The following is a 15,744-nucleotide window of genomic DNA, read 5'->3' as shown; positions in this document are numbered from 1 at the left end:
ACTGTTGATTTGGAGTGGTTATGGGTGATCGGCACGACTATGTGGCCCTGGAATGGGTCAAGGGCGAGATTGCCGAAACGCTGAAGCAGGCTCATCTGGCCCTCAACCGCCTGGTGGACGATCCGCAGGCGTCGGACGCCCTCGGGCAATGCCTGGCCTGCATCCACCAGGTCCACGGCGGCCTGCAGATGGTCGAGTTCTACGGTGCGGCGCTGCTGGCCGAGGAGATGGAGCAGCTGTGCGCCGCCCTGCAGGACAACCGCGTCACTCATCGCGACGAAGCCGTCAGCCTGTTGAGCCAGGCCCTGGGGCAGTTGCCGATCTACCTGGACCGCGTACAAGGTGCCCGTCGCGACCTGCCGCTGGTGGTGCTGCCGTTGATCAATGACCTGCGCAGTGCCCGGGGCGAGAGCCTGTTGTCGGAAACCAGCCTGTTCAGCCCCGAGTTGCCCGATATTGCGCCGCTCAGCGACGAGGCCTTGCAGCGCCTCGAGCCCGCTGACCTGCCAAACACCTTGCGCAAATTGCGCCAGACCCTGCAAATGGCCCTGGTGGGCCTGCTGCGCGAACAGGATGACGCGACCCACCTCGGTTACCTGGCCAAGGTCTTCCATCGCCTGGAAACCTTGTGTACTGGGGCGCCGCTCAATGCGTTATGGCAGGTGGCCTCGGCGCTGGTCGAAGGCATGCGTGACGGGCGCATTACCAACAGCCCGGCGCTGCGCAGCCTGTTCAAGGAAGCCGACAAGGAACTCAAGCGCCTGCTGGACCAAGGCATGCCAGGCATCAATCAGCCGGCACCGCCCCACCTGCTCAAGAGTTTGTTGTTCTATATTGCCAAGGCCGAACATCCCAGCGGGCAGATGCAGATCATGAAAGAACGCTACTCACTGGACGACGCGCTACCCGACAGCGCCATGGTCGACGAAGAACGCGCGCGCCTGGCCGGGCCCGACCGCGATGCCATGCGCTCGGTGCTTGCCGCGCTGTGCGAGGAGTTGGTACGGGTCAAGGAGCGCCTGGACCTGTTCGTGCGCAGCGATCGCCAGCACGCCTCGGAACTGGACAGCCTGTTGGCGCCGCTGCGGCAGATCGCCGACACTCTGGCGGTGCTCGGTTTCGGCCAGCCGCGCAAGGTCATCATCGATCAACTGGCGGTGGTCCTGAGCCTCGCCCAGGGCCAGCGCGAGCCGGATGACGCGACCCTCATGGACGTCGCCGGGGCCTTGCTCTACGTCGAGGCGACCCTGGCCGGCATGGTCGGCACCGTCGAGCCCGAGAGCCGCGAAGACACCCACCTGCCCACCACCGACCTGACCCAGATCCACCAGATCGTCATCAAGGAAGCCCACACCTGCCTGCAACAGGCCAAGGACATGATCGTCGACTACATCGACGCGGACTGGAACAGCGAGCAACTGCAGCCCTTGCCGGCGCTGCTGACCCAGGTGCGCGGCGCGCTGGCGATGATTCCCCTGAGCCGTGCCGCCAGCCTGGTGGAGGCCTGCAACGGTTTCATCCGCGACCACCTGTTGCTGGACCAGGCCCAGCCGGGTTGGGAAGAACTCGACCACCTGGCCGACGTGATCACCGGCCTCGAATACTACCTGGAGCGCTTGAGCGAGGACCCGCAAACCCCTGGCGAGCCGTTGCTCGATGGGGTCGAGCGGAGCCTGGCTGCGCTCGGTTATTTCCCTGACGAAGCACGGGTGCCGGTGCTCGACGATGTCTTGAGCCCCAACGAAGCCCAGGTCATGCAGGACTTGCAGGAACTGGACGACCCGCAGACGGTGCAATCCTTGGCCGAGGTGCTGGCCAGCCCGATCTCGGCGGTCAATCCGCCGGCCAGGAGCACCCCGGGCAGCCTGTTGCCGCCACCGTTGGATGAAAGTCCGGTGGACGACGAGTTGCGCGAAGTCTTCCTCGAGGAAACCGGCGAGGTGCTGGACGTCCTGCGTGAATACCTGCCGCGCTGGAGTGCTCATCCCGCCGACCACGGCGCCCTGAGCGAACTGCGCCGGGCCTTCCACACCCTCAAGGGCAGTGGCCGGATGGTCCGGGCGCTGGTGCTGGGTGAACTGGCCTGGGCCGTGGAAAACCTGCTCAACCGGGTCCTGGAGCGCAGTGTCGAGCCGCAGGCCTCGGTCCGCCAGTTGATCGAAGACACGGTGCAGTTGTTGCCGGCCCTGGTGGCCGAATTCGCGGCCAATCACCAGCGCCAGCGCGACGACGTCGACCGCTTGGCCGCCCGTGCCCATGTCCTGGCCAAGGGCGGCGATGAGGAGGATGAAGACGAGCAGGACGTGGCCGCTCTCGATCCGCTGCTGTTGAAGATCTTCGATAACGAAGCCCAGGGCCACCTCGCCAGCCTCAATCGCTTTCTCGATCAGTCGGCCGACCACCTGCCCTTGCAGGCCAGTGATGAATTGCAGCGGGCCTTGCATACGCTCAAGGGCAGCGCTTCGATGGCCGGCGTGCTGCCGATCGCCGAGCTGGCCGGGGCGATGGATGAGCTGGCCCGGGAATACCGGGCACACCTGATTGCCCTCGACCTGGATGAGGTCGAATTGCTGCTGGAAGCCGAAGGGCTGCTGCGCCGAGGCTTGCGCCAGTTGCACAGCGAGCCGCTGGCGGCGATCCCCGGGGCCGAGGATCTGATCCTGCGCGCCCAGGCCCTGCTGGCCGAGCGCCTGCATGCCGCCAACAGTGCGCCGGACAAAGCGCTGCGGACCAAGCGCGACCCACAACTGATCAATAACTTCCTCGCCCAGGGCATGGACATCCTGCTGGACGCCGAAAGCCTCTTGCAGCGCTGGCAGCAGCACCCCGGCGAAGGCCAGGAACTGAGTGCGCTGCTCGATGAGCTGACCACCCTCGGCGAAGGCGCGCACCTGGCCGACTTGCACCCGGTGGATGAACTCTGCGAAGCCTTGCTCGACCTCTACGGTGCGGTAGAAGAAAGCAGCCTGGCGGTCAGCGATGAATTTTTCCAGGAGGCCCAGCGCGCCCATGAAGCGCTGATCGACATGCTCGATGAGCTGGCGGCCGGGCAGCATGTGCATCCGCAGCCCGAGCGGGTACAAGCCTTGCGCCGCCTGCTCCAGGAGAGCCTCGATCCGTCGGCCACCGGTCTGATCCGCAGCGACGGCAGCCGCACCCTGAGCATCCGCGAACTGGGCCACGCGACGGCGCAAATGGAGCGTGACGCGCCCGTCGATACCTCGATGGATGATGACCTCGCGGCGATTTTCCTCGAAGAAGCCCAAGACATCCTCGAAAGCGCCGCCCAGGCCTTGCAACGCTGGTTGGCCGATCCGGATAACGGCGCACCGCTGTCTTCGCTGCAACGTGACTTGCACACCCTCAAGGGCGGTGCGCGAATGGCCGACATCCGGCCGGTGAGCGATCTGGCCCAGGAGTTGGAAAACCTTTACGAAGGACTGGTGGACCGGCGCTACAGCTACAGCGAGGAACTGGCGCAACTGCTCGCCAGCAGCCATGAACGCCTCGACCTGTTGCTCGGGCAGTTGCAGCAGGGCCAGCCGTTGGGCGATCCCGTTGCGCTGATCGACGCCATTCGACGGTTCCGCCAGGACAAGCCGAACGCCATCGAGACGAGCGCAGCGGCCCAGGCCGACGGCGCCGGCCATGATCCCGAGTTGCTGGAAATCTTCCTTGAGGAAGGCTTCGACATCCTCGACAGCTCGGGCGCGGCGCTGCTGCGCTGGCAGGAAGAACCGTCGAATCGCCAGGCCGTGGAAACCTTGCTACGGGATTTGCACACCCTCAAGGGCGGTGCGCGCATGGTGGAAATCGTGCCCATCGGCGACCTGGCCCACGAGTTGGAAAACCTCTATGAAGGCCTGTCGGCCGGTCTGCTTCAGCCGACCCCGGCGCTGTTCGCCTTGTTGCAAAGCAGCCATGACCGACTGGCGCAGATGCTCGACGCCGTGCGCGCCGGTCACCCGTGCCCGCTGGCCGACCGACTGATCGCACAGATCCAGGCGGTGAATCATCCCCAGGAGAACGCTGCGCCGCAGGCTGAATCGGCGCCGGAACCGGTGCCCGTCGTGGCACCGCCAACGGCGCCCGCAAGACTCGATCCCAGTGCACCGGGCGACGGTGCGGACATGGTCAAGGTCTCCGCCGAACTGCTCGACGACCTGGTGAACCTGGCGGGCGAAACGTCGATCTTCCGTGGGCGTATCGAACAGCAGGTCAACGACGCACGTGTGGCCCTGGGCGAAATGGAAACCACCATCGAGCGCATGCGCGATCAGTTGCGGCGCCTGGATACCGAAACCCAGGGGCGGATTCTCAGCCGGCAACAGGTCGAGGCCGAGCGCCTGGGCTATGAAGAGTTCGACCCGCTGGAGATGGACCGCCATTCCCAGTTGCAGCAGCTGTCCCGGGCATTGTTCGAGTCCGCCTCGGACTTGCTCGAGCTCAAGGAAACCCTTGATCGCAGCAATCACGATGCCGAGGTCCTGCTGCAGCAGCAGGGGCGTATCAACACCGAGCTCCAGGAAGGCCTGATGCGTACGCGCATGGTGCCCTTCGAGCGCATGCTGCCCCGGCTCAAACGCATCGTCCGGCAAGTGGCGCAGGAATTGGGCAAGGACGTGGAATTCCTGGTCGGCAATGCCGACGGCGAGATGGACCGTAACGTGCTGGAGCGCATGGCTGCACCGCTTGAACATATGCTTCGCAACGCCGTCGACCACGGCCTGGAGCCGGCCGACGTGCGCATTGCCGCCGGCAAGCCGGCACGAGGACGTATCAGCCTCGACCTGTCCCGGGAAGGCGGCGACATCATTTTCGACATCCGCGACGACGGCGCCGGCGTGCCGCTGGAGGCGGTGCGGAACAAGGCGATCAAGCGTGGCTTGCTGGCACCGGACAGCGACATCAGCGACCACGACGTGCTGCAGTTCATCTTGCAACCAGGGTTTTCCACGGCCGAGAAAATCACCCAGATCTCCGGGCGCGGCGTCGGCATGGACGTGGTCCACGAAGAGGTGCGGCAATTGGGCGGCAGCATGGTCATCGATTCCACGCCGGGGCAGGGCGTGCATTTCCGCATTCGCCTGCCGTTTACCGTGGCGGTGAACCGGGCGTTGATGGTGCACTGTCACGAGGACCAGTATGCGATCCCGCTGAACACTATCGAGAGCATTGTCCGGGTGTTGCCCGCCGAACTGGACGGCCATTACCAGCTCGATCCGCCAACCTATACCTACGCCGGGCAGCGTTACGAGTTGTGCTACCTCGGTGAGCTATTGAAAACCGGCGCCCGGCCGAAACTGCTGGGCCAGAGCCAACCCTTGCCGGTGCTGCTGGTGCAGTGCAACGAGCGGCATGTCGCGGTGCAGGTGGACGCTACCGTCGGGACCCGGGAGATCGTGGTCAAGAGCCTCGGTCCGCAGTTCTCGGCGGTACAGGGCCTGTCCGGGGCGACGATCCTGGGGGACGGCCGGGTGGTGTTGATTCTCGATCTGCTCGCGCCCATCCGCGCCTTGCCCCACCAGGTCCCGCGTCGCCAAGTGCCGGTAGAAGGCGAGGGCGAACCGCAACGGCCGTTGCTGGTGCTGGTGGTGGACGACTCGGTGACCGTGCGCAAGGTCACCAGTCGCCTGCTGGAGCGCCACGGCATGCACGTCCTGACTGCCAAGGATGGCGTGGATGCCATGGCGCTGCTGGCCGAGCACGCCCCGGACCTGATGCTGCTGGACATCGAGATGCCGCGCATGGACGGCTTCGAAGTGGCCAGCCAAGTGCGCAACGACCCGCGCCTGGCGCACTTGCCAATCATCATGATCACCTCCCGCACCGGCCAGAAACACCGCGACCGCGCCATGGCCATCGGCGTCAACGACTACCTGGGCAAGCCGTACCAGGAATCGGTGCTGCTCGATAGCATCGCGTACTGGAGCAAAACCCATGCATGACCTGCATCTTCACTCGCGCACCAGCCCGCTCACCGGCCTGTTGTTGCCATTGGCTGACCGGCACCTGGTGTTGCCCAACGTGGCCGTGGCCGAACTGATCGACTACCAGAGCAGCGTATTCGATATGGACACCCCGCCGTGGTTCCTGGGCTGGGTGAGCTGGCGCGAACGGCAAATCCCGTTGTTGAGCTTCGAGTCGGCCTGCGGCCAGAAGACCGTGATTGGCGAGCGAGCGCGCATCGTCGTGCTCAACGCCCTGGGCGGACGGTCGGAGCTGCGTTTCATTGCCCTGCTGGTGCAAGGCATCCCGCGCTCCTACAAGCTCGACAGCCAATTGAGCTACGTCGACGTGCCGCTGTGCGGGTTGGAACAGGCTGCAGTGCAGGTCGGGGACCACGTGGCGAAAGTGCCGGACCTGTTGGCGCTGGAGGAGTTGGTGATGGCTGCGGGCCTGATTCAACCCTACAACACCTGAGATATACGAAATTCCGATGTGGGAGCGAGCCGACCTGTTTCTCCCGGTTGTACTTGATCAAACTGTGGGAGCGAGCTTGCTCGCGATGGCTGCCTGACAGCTGGCCAGGATTTTGTTGATCGGGTACATATCCATTGCTGCGGTAACGGCTGCTTAGGGTTCCGCTCTTACAGCGGCTCACTTTTGAAGAGCGCAAAAGTAAGCAAAACGCTCTTGCCCCACCACTCGGTGCCTCGCTTAGGCTCGGCATGCCCTCACTCCGGCATTGCTCCGTGGGCCCGCCGCGAAGGGCCATCCATGGCCCAGCGCGGCTACCTCGGCATCCATGCCGAGGTGCCCACTGCGCAATGCCTGCGTTCGGCCATCGTGGTTAACGGGGCGCCGAGATCAACGTCCACCGCGAGGCGGCCTAGTAGCCGACCTGGTTCTCCCGGTCGTACATCCATCAGGTCTGTTTGAGCAGGACCTGTGGGAGCAAAGCTTGCTCGCGAGGCGGCCTGACAGTCGACCTGGCTCTTGCGGCTGTACCCCAACCAGACTTGTATGCGCAGGACCTGTGGGAGCGAGCCTGTTCGCGATAGCGGTTGGTCAGGCGACATCAATATTGAGTATGCCGCTGCTATCACAAGTAATACCTTCTCTGTCGCGCTCGATAGATAGGTCCCATAAAGGGTCTGTTAAGTCCCTTTATGGGACCGGATTAAGCGACAAGACTTGCTAAGTCCCAATAAGGGACCTATCGTTCCCTTTTTGGGACTTTGTGTTGCTTATATGAACCACCTTTCTCTCAGCGACGCGCTGTTCACGGCCACTCAGCAACGGGTCTTGGGCTTGTTGTTTGGTAAGCCGGACCAAAGCTTCTATGCCAATGAAATTGCCCGCTGGGCCCAAATAGGTAAAGGCAGCCTCATGCGAGAGTTGGAACGCCTGCAACGCTCAGGCGTGCTCACCATGACTCGTCTGGGCAATCAGACCCATTATCAAGCCAACCCACACTGCCCGATTTACGCTGAGCTGCTAGGCATCGTGCGCAAAACCATCGGCATCGCCGAACCGTTGCGCCAGGCATTGGAGCCTTTTTCAGAACAACTGCGCTGGGCGTTCGTCTATGGCTCTATCGCCAAGGGCCAGGCAAACGCATCCAGTGACATAGATCTCATGCTGATCGGCGAAGGCCTGCACTACAGTGAAGTGATGGAGCGGCTTCTACCTCTGGAAGAGCAACTGGGCCGCCCGCTAAACCCAACGCTCTACACCCCCCAGGACTGGGCCACGAAACTTGCCGCTGGCAACAGTTTCGTGGTGCGTGTAGCGCAACAGGACAAGATCAATTTGCTGGGTGCAGACCCTTTGGAAACCAAGGATGGGCAAGCAAGAAAACCTGGAGAATCTGTTACGTAGCGGCGGCCTGAAAGCTGAACCATCGGATCGTCAGGAATGCGAGGGCCTGATGCGTTCGGCAACGGATCGCTTGAAGGATGCACAAACAACTTCCCTTTCTTTCGCCAGCCGGTTCGACCTGGCATACAACGCTGCCCATGCCTTGGCGCTCACGGCGCTACGCTTGAGTGGTTATCGGTCGGACAAGCGCTATCTGGTCTTCCAGTGCCTGATTCACACGACGGAAATCAGCAATGTGCAGGTCCGGTTATTCGCGTTGTGTCATGAGCGGCGCAACCTTGCCGAGTACGAGGGGTACATGGATGAAGATGATGCACTTCTTACCCAACTGATTGAGAGCGCTGCGCAACTGCTCGAACGGGTCCGGCAATTGATGGCCAAGACTTGATATCCGTGGCGAGGGAGCTTGCTCCCGCTGGGCCGCGAAGCGGCCCCAAAAGCGACGACTGCTGCGCAGCCGAGCGGGAGCAAGCTCCCTCGCCACAAAAGCATTGTCCGCTGCGGCGTTCAACCATTACTCCAACCGTAACGATCCGCCGTCGAGCTTGATTGATGCCCCCGCCATAACACTCCTAATGTGACTCCCACGACAGCGAACCCGTGGAGTGGTCATGACAACAACAATATCCCCCGACTCGCGCTGGACGCGGCGGCGCAGCGAAAAGCAGCGGCGTCTCGGGCTGGTGAAGGGGCTTGCCGACGGTGTGGTGCTGCCCACCGACAAGATCGTTGCTGCGCTGGAGGCGTTGATCCTGCCCGGTGACCGTGTGGTGCTGGAGGGCAATAACCAGAAGCAGGCGGACTTCCTTTCCCGCTCCCTGGCGAAAGTCGACCCTTCGAAGTTGCACGATTTGCACATGATCATGCCCAGCGTCGGGCGGTCCGAGCACCTGGACCTGTTTGAACGCGGCATCGCCCGCAAGCTCGATTTCTCCTTCGCCGGTACCCAGAGCCTGCGCATCAGTCAGTTGCTCGAAGACGGCCTGCTGGAAATCGGCGCGATCCACACCTACATCGAACTCTATGCCCGGCTGGTGGTGGACCTGATCCCCAATGTGGTGCTCTCGGCCGGTTTCATGGCCGACCGCGCCGGCAATATCTACACCGGCCCCAGCACCGAAGATACACCGGCGCTGATCGAGCCGGCGGCCTTCAGTGATGGCATCGTTATCGTCCAGGTCAATCAGCTGGTAGACGACGTCAGCGACCTGCCGCGCGTCGACATCCCGGCGTCCTGGGTCGATTTCGTGGTGGTGGCCGACAAGCCGTTCTACATCGAGCCGCTGTTCACTCGCGACCCGCGCCACATCAAGCCTGTGCATGTGCTGATGGCGATGATGGCGATCCGCGGGATCTACGAAAAACACAACGTCCAATCCCTCAATCACGGCATCGGCTTCAACACCGCTGCGATTGAATTGATCCTGCCGACCTACGGCGAATCCCTCGGCCTGAAGGGCAAGATCTGCCGCAACTGGACGCTCAATCCGCACCCCACCTTGATCCCGGCCATCGAAAGCGGCTGGGTCGAGAGCGTGCATTGCTTTGGCACCGAGCTGGGCATGGAAAACTACATCGCCGCCCGGCCGGACGTGTTCTTCACCGGCCACGACGGCTCGCTGCGCTCCAACCGCATGGTCTGCCAGCTGGCCGGGCAGTACGCAGTGGACCTGTTCATTGGCGCCACCCTGCAAGTGGACGGCGATGGCCATTCCTCCACCGTGACCCGTGGCCGCTTGGCCGGCTTCGGTGGGGCGCCGAACATGGGTCACGACCCGCGCGGTCGCCGTCACGGCACGCCAGCCTGGCTCGACATGCGCCATGGCGATGGCGAGGCGCCGTTGCTCGAACGCGGCAAGAAGCTGGTGGTGCAGATGGTCGAGACGTTTCAGGAGGGCGGTAAACCGACCTTCGTCGACACCCTCGACGCGGTGGACGTGGCGAAGAAAGCCGGCATGCCCCTGGCGCCGATCATGATCTACGGCGACGACGTCACCCACCTGCTGACCGAAGAGGGCATCGCCTACCTGTACAAGGCCCGCACCTTGGAAGAGCGTCAGGCGATGATCGCGGCCGTGGCCGGCGTCACTGCCATTGGCCTGCGCCATGACCCGAAAGACACCGCGCGCATGCGCCGCGAAGGGCTGATCGCCTTGCCCGAAGACCTCGGCATCCGTCGCACCGACGCCACCCGCGAGTTGCTCGCGGCCAAGAGCGTGGCCGATCTGGTGGAGTGGTCCGGTGGCCTCTACAACCCGCCCGCCAAGTTCAGGAGCTGGTAAATGCACGCCTTTAACCTGCAACCGAAAAAACTGTCCTTGGCCGAGCGCCTGGCGGATATGGCGGTGGACGCGCTGATCGACGAAGCCGACCTGTCGCCTAAACCGGCCTTGGTGGACCGTCGTGGCAATGGCGCCCACACCGATCTGCACCTGGGCCTGATGCATGCTTCGGCACTGTCGCTGTGGCCGGCGTTCAAGGAAATGGCCGAAGCCGCCCTCGACTGTGGCGAGATCGGCTTGCCGCTACGCGAAGCCCTCGGGCGCATCGGCCGTGAGGGGGAAGCCTCGATGCTCGCCACCACTGGTGGGGTGAATACCCATCGCGGGGCGATCTGGGCCTTGGGCCTGTTGGTCGCTGCGGCAGCGCTGGAACCTGAATCCAGCGTCGCTGGTGCCGTGACTTTACGTGCTGCCCGCCTGGCCTTGCTCAACGACCGCTATGCGCCCCAACCTTTGAGCCACGGCGCCCAGGTAGCCGAACGCTACGGCGTGCGCGGCGCCCGGGAAGAAGCGCAACTGGCGTTCCCAGCGGTGACTGGCCTGGGTCTGCCGCAGCTCAAGCGCAGTCGCGCGGCGGGCGCGGGGGAGCAGAACGCCCGGCTTGATGCCTTGCTGGCGATCATGACCACCCTGGCCGACACCTGCGTGCTCTACCGCGCCGGCGAGCCGGGTTTGCAGGCCATGCAACAGGGCGCCAAGGCGGTGCTCGATGCCGGTGGCAGTGCGAGCCTGGGTGGTCGTCGCCACTTGCACGCGCTGGACCAACAACTGATTGCCTTGAACGCCTCGCCCGGCGGCGCTGCCGACCTGCTCGCCGCCTGCCTGTTCCTCGATCGTATCGAACGCGGCGATGGCCTCTTCCCTGGAGTGTGCTGATGGAAACCTTATCCTTTGAATTCCCCGCCGGGCAGCCGCCACGCGGCCGGGCGCTGGTGGGCTGTGTCGGCTCGGGCGACCTTGAAGTGCTGATCGAACCCGGCCTGGCGGGCAAGTTGACCATTCAGGTGCAGACCTCGGTCAACGGCAGTGAACAACGCTGGCAGCACCTGTTCGCCCGCATGTTCGACGGCCAGACACCGCCGGCCTTGTCTATCGACATCCACGATTTCGGCGCCACCCCCGGCGTGGTGCGTTTGCGCCTGGAGCAAGGCTTCGAGGAGATCAGGCATGACTGACAGTGCAGCGTTGCTCAACAAGCACAGCTTCGTCGAACTCGGCGCCCGGCAGCGGGCCAGGGCCTTGCTCGATGACGGCACTTTCCGCGAACTGCTCGACCCGTTCCAGCGGATCATGTCGCCGTGGCTGTTGCGCCAGGGCGTGGTGCCGCAAAGCGATGACGGCGTGGTGATCGCCAAGGGTACGCTCGATGGCCTGCCCGTGGTGATCGCCGCCATCGAAGGCGCGTTCCAGGGCGGCAGCCTCGGCGAAGTCGGCGGGGCGAAGATTGCCGGTGCGCTGGAACTGGCCGCCGAGGACAACCGCAAGGGCATTCCGACCCGCGCCGTGCTGCTGCTGGAAACCGGCGGCGTGCGTTTGCAGGAGGCCAACCTCGGGCTCGCGGCGATCGCCGAGATTCATTCGGCGATTGTCGACCTGCGCCAATACCAACCGGTGGTCGGCGTGGTGGCCGGCAGCGTCGGCTGTTTTGGTGGCATGTCCATCGCCGCCGGGCTGTGCAGTTATCTGCTGGTGACCCAGGAAGCGCGTCTGGGCCTGAACGGCCCACAAGTGATCGAACAGGAGGCCGGGATCGACGAATACGACTCCCGCGACCGGCCGTTCATTTGGAGCCTGACCGGCGGCGAACAACGTTTCGCCAGTGGGCTGGTGGACCGTTACGTCGCCGATGATGTGGCGCAGATCCGCCAACAGGTTGGCCAGTTGTTGCACCTGGGCGTTCCCGCGCAACACCGCAGCGGCCAGGCCGAGCTGTTCCTGCAACGCCTGGCCCGTTTGGACACTGAAGTGCAAATCGAGCCGGCCACGGTTCGTCAGCTGTATCAGGGAGAACGCCCATGAGTTCGTATTCATTGAGAGGTTTGCGCTGGTTCGAAGCCTTGGGTGGCGACGCCAGACCGCTGGAAGGCCTGCCGGCTTCGTTGAAAGCCGCTGACGTCCGGCTGGGCGAGCAAACCGTGCGCCTGCTGGCGGTGGTGGCGGATCCCGACAGTCGCTTTCCCCGTGCTCGCCAGGGCGAAGTCGGTTTGCTGGAGGGCTGGGGTTTGGCCAAGGCAGTGGATGACGCCATCGATGCCGACCGCGATGCAGTCAACAAGCGTCCGCTGATCGCCATTGTCGATGTACCGAGCCAGGCCTACGGCCGGCGCGAAGAAGCCCTGGGCATTCATCAGGCCTTGGCCGGTGCGGCGGACAGCTATGCCCGTGCGCGACTGGCCGGGCATCCGGTGATCGGCTTGCTGGTGGGCAAGGCCATGTCCGGGGCGTTCCTGGCCCACGGTTATCAGGCCAACCGCCTGATCGCCCTGCGCGACCCGGGCGTGATGGTCCACGCCATGGGCAAGGCCTCGGCGGCGCGGGTCACCCTGCGCAGCGTCGAGGAGCTTGAGGCGTTGGCTGCCAGCGTGCCGCCGATGGCCTATGACATCGACAGCTTTGCCAGCCTGGGTCTGCTGTGGGAAACCTTGTCGGTGGAGCAGATCGAGCAACCGACGGCGGCAGATCTTGCCCGGGTGACGGATTGCGTGCAGCAGGCGATCAACGATGTAGCCGCTGCGCCTCGCGACTTGAGCAGTCGCCTCGGTGCGACCCATCGCGCGGCTTCCAGCACCGTGCGCCAGCTGCTGAGAGCGCAGTGGTGAATACGTATCTGGCCCATGACCTGCTCTGGGGGATGACCCCGGAGCAGGTGCCTGCGGGAGCGCCGGCATGGGTGGTCGAATCGATTGCCGCCGGTCAACCGGTGGTGGTTCGGCGCTCGCTGACAGTGCCGGGCCAAATCGCGGTCGGCGTGCGCGGGCGCTTGCGCGAGCAGCGTTATGCAACGTCGATGGCGGTCGCGGCGATTGCCCGTCGTGTGAGGCCGGAAGACCTTGGTCACGTTGCGTCGACTCGCGACTTGCCAGCCCTGCGAGCGCTGTCCCGCCTGCGTCCGCTGCTCGATGCCAGTGGCTGGGCCTGGGGCGTCAGCGGCAGCGCCGGCTTCGAGCTCGCCACGGGTATCGAGGCGTTGCATGAACGCAGCGACCTGGATTTGATTCTGCGGCTGCCGCATTTTCTCGATCGTCTCCACGCCAGGGATTTGCTGGCGCAACTGGATGCCTCGGTTTGCGCCGTGGATATGCAATTGCAAACGTCCTGCGGTGCCGTCGCCTTGCGCGAGTGGGCGGGTTCGTCGCGGCGGGTCTTGCTCAAGGATGACGTGCAGGCACGGCTGGTGAGCGATCCTTGGCAGCCTTCATTGGAGCAAGTCGCGTGAGCAGCCTCTTCGTCTTTCCCGGCCAGGGTGCGCAGCGCGCGGGCATGCTCCACGGCCTGGCGCCGCACGTACTCGACGAGGCGGGTGATGTGCTCGGTGAGGACGTGTTGCAACTGGACAGCGCCGAGGCCTTGCAATCGACCCGCGCCGTGCAGCTGTGTTTGTTGATCGCCGGCGTGGCGGCGTCCCGTCAACTGCTGGAGCAGGCACCTGCCCCGGACTACGTGGCGGGGCTGTCCATCGGTGCTTATCCAGCGGCGGTGGTGGCTGGGGCGCTGGGGTTCGAGGATGCTTTGCGGCTGGTCAGCCTGCGGGGCGAATTGATGCAGCGGGCGTATCCGCAAGGCTACGGCATGACCGCGATCATCGGCCTGGACCTCGCGGCAGTGGAGGCATTGCTGGCGCAGGTGCACAGCGACCGCACCCCGGTCTACCTGGCCAACATCAACGCGGATAACCAGGTGGTCATCGCCGGCAGTGACGAGGCCATGAGCAACGTTGCCAGGCATGCGCGAAGCCTGGGCGCCGCAAAGGCCTGTCGGCTGGCGGTGAGCGTGCCGTCCCATTGCCCGTTGCTGGAAGCACCGGCCCGGGCATTGGCCCAGGCATTTGCCGACGTGTCGTTGAAAGCACCGGCCTTGGGTTATCTCAGCGGTAGCCGCGCGCGACCGCTGATCAACACCGAGGCCTTGCGCGACGACCTGGCGCTCAACATGTGCCGCGTGGTGGATTGGCGCGGCACCGTACAAAGCGCCTACGAGCGCGGCGTGCGACTACAGATCGAACTGCCGCCCGGCGCGGTGCTGACCGCCCTGGCGCGTCGGGTATTCGAGCAGGGCACTGTCATGGCTTTCGACGGCGCCCGGCTCGACACCTTGCAGGCGCTGTTGCGTGAGGAGGGAAACCGCCAACCCTAAACCACCGACTCAAGCTGGCGAAGCACAAAAACAACAACTTCGACGATGCACTTTGAGGACTACAACAATGATTATTTATGGTGTGGCGCTGTTGGCGATCTGTACGCTGACAGGGGTGATCCTGGGCGACATGCTCGGCGTGTTGCTGGGCGTCAAATCCAATGTGGGCGGGGTCGGCATTGCGATGATCCTGCTGATCTGCGCGCGGTTGTGGACGCAGAAACGCGGCGGCATGACCAAGGATTGCGAGATGGGCGTGGCCTTCTGGGGCGCCATGTACATTCCGGTGGTGGTGGCGATGGCGGCGCAACAGAATGTGGTTACGGCCCTGCACGGCGGCCCGGTGGCGGTGTTGGCGGCCATCGGTTCGGTGGTGCTGTGCGGTTGCACCATCGCGCTGATCAGCCGGACCCACAAAGGCGAACCCTTGCCTGATGAGCCGGCGGAACTGACCCCGCTGGGCACGCCAGCAGGAGGCCGCTGATATGTGGGATCTCATCGAGAAAGGCCTGGGAAATAACGGGTTGATCACGGCGTTTGCGTTCGTGGGCGTGATCATGTGGGTGTCGGTGATACTGTCCAAGCGCCTGACCTATGGACGGATCCACGGTTCGGCGATTGCCATTGTCATCGGCCTGGTATTGGCCTGGGTGGGCGGCACCATGACCGGCGGGCAAAAAGGCCTGGCGGACCTGTCCCTGTTCTCCGGCATCGGCTTGATGGGCGGGGCGATGTTGCGGGATTTCGCCATCGTCGCCACGGCCTTCGAAGTGCAGGCCACCGAAGCGAGAAAGGCTGGGCTGATTGGCGTCATCGCGCTGCTGCTGGGCACGGTGTTGCCATTCATTGTCGGAGCGAGCATCGCCTGGCTGTTCGGCTATCGCGACGCGGTGAGCATGACCACCATCGGCGCGGGTGCAGTGACTTATATCGTCGGGCCTGTGACCGGGGCCGCGATTGGCGCCACGTCCGATGTGATGGCGTTGTCGATTGCCACCGGCTTGATCAAGGCGATCATCGTGATGGTCGGTACCCCCATGGCAGCGCGCTGGATGGGCCTGGATAACCCGCGCTCGGCCATGGTATTCGGCGGCCTGGCCGGAACCGTGAGTGGCGTGACGGCCGGCCTGGCCGCGACGGACCGGCGGCTGGTGCCGTATGGCGCGTTGACGGCGACGTTCCACACCGGGCTTGGGTGCTTGCTGGGGCCTTCGTTGCTGTACTTCATTGTGCGTGGGATTGTCGGCTAAGCGGCAACTGCTTTTGTGGCGAGGGAGCTTGCTCC

General features: G+C 64.2%; 13 protein-coding genes. All 13 read left to right on the top strand.

Features of this window, described 5'->3' with window-relative positions:
* Positions 1–20 precede the first annotated feature (20 nt).
* The 13 genes from LOY50_RS26995 (at position 21) to madM (ending at position 15,709) form a co-directional block, all read left to right on the top strand.
* Positions 21–5,948 carry an Hpt domain-containing protein gene (locus tag LOY50_RS26995; RefSeq protein ID WP_258689612.1) on the top strand — a complete coding sequence of 1,976 codons (5,928 nt, stop codon included), beginning with the start codon at positions 21–23 and terminating at the stop codon, positions 5,946–5,948.
* Positions 5,941–6,423: a chemotaxis protein CheW gene (locus LOY50_RS26990; RefSeq protein WP_253470161.1), complete on the top strand. Its 483-nt coding sequence runs from the start codon at positions 5,941–5,943 to the stop codon at positions 6,421–6,423. Before LOY50_RS26995 ends, LOY50_RS26990 begins: the two co-directional genes overlap by 8 nt.
* 771 nt (positions 6,424–7,194) lie before the next feature.
* A complete protein-coding gene (locus LOY50_RS26985; RefSeq protein WP_258689610.1) occupies positions 7,195–7,824 on the top strand; it encodes a nucleotidyltransferase domain-containing protein in 630 nt (209 codons plus the stop codon).
* A complete protein-coding gene (locus tag LOY50_RS26980; RefSeq protein ID WP_253470157.1) occupies positions 7,787–8,212 on the top strand; it encodes a hypothetical protein in 426 nt (141 codons plus the stop codon). The genes LOY50_RS26985 and LOY50_RS26980 overlap by 38 nt, the downstream gene beginning before the upstream one ends.
* 223 nt (positions 8,213–8,435) lie before the next feature.
* The gene (mdcA, locus tag LOY50_RS26975) at positions 8,436–10,106 is read left to right on the top strand and encodes a malonate decarboxylase subunit alpha (RefSeq protein WP_258689609.1); all 1,671 of its coding nucleotides are present in this window, start codon (positions 8,436–8,438) and stop codon (positions 10,104–10,106) included.
* Entirely contained in the window at positions 10,107–10,982 is an 876-nt protein-coding gene (locus LOY50_RS26970) for a triphosphoribosyl-dephospho-CoA synthase (protein ID WP_258689607.1), read from the top strand. It begins immediately after the preceding gene.
* A complete protein-coding gene (locus LOY50_RS26965; protein WP_253470154.1) occupies positions 10,982–11,281 on the top strand; it encodes a malonate decarboxylase subunit delta in 300 nt (99 codons plus the stop codon). Before LOY50_RS26970 ends, LOY50_RS26965 begins: the two co-directional genes overlap by 1 nt.
* On the top strand, positions 11,274–12,125 hold the full coding sequence (locus LOY50_RS26960) for a biotin-independent malonate decarboxylase subunit beta (protein WP_253470153.1): 852 nt from the start codon (positions 11,274–11,276) through the stop codon (positions 12,123–12,125). The genes LOY50_RS26965 and LOY50_RS26960 overlap by 8 nt, the downstream gene beginning before the upstream one ends.
* A complete protein-coding gene (gene mdcE / locus LOY50_RS26955) occupies positions 12,122–12,925 on the top strand; it encodes a biotin-independent malonate decarboxylase subunit gamma (protein WP_253470152.1) in 804 nt (267 codons plus the stop codon). The genes LOY50_RS26960 and mdcE overlap by 4 nt, the downstream gene beginning before the upstream one ends.
* Positions 12,922–13,542, top strand: coding sequence for a malonate decarboxylase holo-ACP synthase (locus tag LOY50_RS26950; protein WP_258689606.1), 621 nt, complete (start codon positions 12,922–12,924; stop codon positions 13,540–13,542). Before mdcE ends, LOY50_RS26950 begins: the two co-directional genes overlap by 4 nt.
* Positions 13,539–14,459 carry a malonate decarboxylase subunit epsilon gene (mdcH, locus tag LOY50_RS26945; RefSeq protein WP_258689605.1) on the top strand — a complete coding sequence of 307 codons (921 nt, stop codon included), beginning with the start codon at positions 13,539–13,541 and terminating at the stop codon, positions 14,457–14,459. Before LOY50_RS26950 ends, mdcH begins: the two co-directional genes overlap by 4 nt.
* A 67-nt stretch (positions 14,460–14,526) precedes the next feature.
* Complete coding sequence (gene madL, locus LOY50_RS26940) at positions 14,527–14,943, top strand: malonate transporter subunit MadL (protein WP_072405887.1); 417 nt, start codon at positions 14,527–14,529, stop codon at positions 14,941–14,943.
* 1 nt (position 14,944) lies between these two features.
* Positions 14,945–15,709 carry a malonate transporter subunit MadM gene (gene madM, locus LOY50_RS26935; protein WP_253470149.1) on the top strand — a complete coding sequence of 255 codons (765 nt, stop codon included), beginning with the start codon at positions 14,945–14,947 and terminating at the stop codon, positions 15,707–15,709.
* The last annotated feature ends 35 nt before the right edge of the window (positions 15,710–15,744 follow it).

Source organism: Pseudomonas sp. B21-010, from assembly GCF_024749325.1.
In the GTDB taxonomy this organism is placed as follows: Bacteria; Pseudomonadota; Gammaproteobacteria; order Pseudomonadales; family Pseudomonadaceae; genus Aquipseudomonas; species Aquipseudomonas kilonensis.
Note: the sequence above shows the minus strand (reverse complement) of the source record. Positions and strands in the feature narration are given on the sequence as shown.

What these genes read in the sequence shown, in the direction of transcription:
- LOY50_RS26995 (WP_258689612.1), top strand. Translation starts at nt 21, where the DNA reads ATGGGTGATCGGCACGACTATGTGGCCCTGGAATGGGTCAAGGGCGAG.
- LOY50_RS26990 (WP_253470161.1), top strand. Translation starts at nt 5,941, where the DNA reads ATGCATGACCTGCATCTTCACTCGCGCACCAGCCCGCTCACCGGCCTG.
- LOY50_RS26985 (WP_258689610.1), top strand. Translation starts at nt 7,195, where the DNA reads ATGAACCACCTTTCTCTCAGCGACGCGCTGTTCACGGCCACTCAGCAA.
- LOY50_RS26980 (WP_253470157.1), top strand. Translation starts at nt 7,787, where the DNA reads ATGGGCAAGCAAGAAAACCTGGAGAATCTGTTACGTAGCGGCGGCCTG.
- mdcA (WP_258689609.1), top strand. Translation starts at nt 8,436, where the DNA reads ATGACAACAACAATATCCCCCGACTCGCGCTGGACGCGGCGGCGCAGC.
- LOY50_RS26970 (WP_258689607.1), top strand. Translation starts at nt 10,107, where the DNA reads ATGCACGCCTTTAACCTGCAACCGAAAAAACTGTCCTTGGCCGAGCGC.
- LOY50_RS26965 (WP_253470154.1), top strand. Translation starts at nt 10,982, where the DNA reads ATGGAAACCTTATCCTTTGAATTCCCCGCCGGGCAGCCGCCACGCGGC.
- LOY50_RS26960 (WP_253470153.1), top strand. Translation starts at nt 11,274, where the DNA reads ATGACTGACAGTGCAGCGTTGCTCAACAAGCACAGCTTCGTCGAACTC.
- mdcE (WP_253470152.1), top strand. Translation starts at nt 12,122, where the DNA reads ATGAGTTCGTATTCATTGAGAGGTTTGCGCTGGTTCGAAGCCTTGGGT.
- madL (WP_072405887.1), top strand. Translation starts at nt 14,527, where the DNA reads ATGATTATTTATGGTGTGGCGCTGTTGGCGATCTGTACGCTGACAGGG.
- madM (WP_253470149.1), top strand. Translation starts at nt 14,945, where the DNA reads ATGTGGGATCTCATCGAGAAAGGCCTGGGAAATAACGGGTTGATCACG.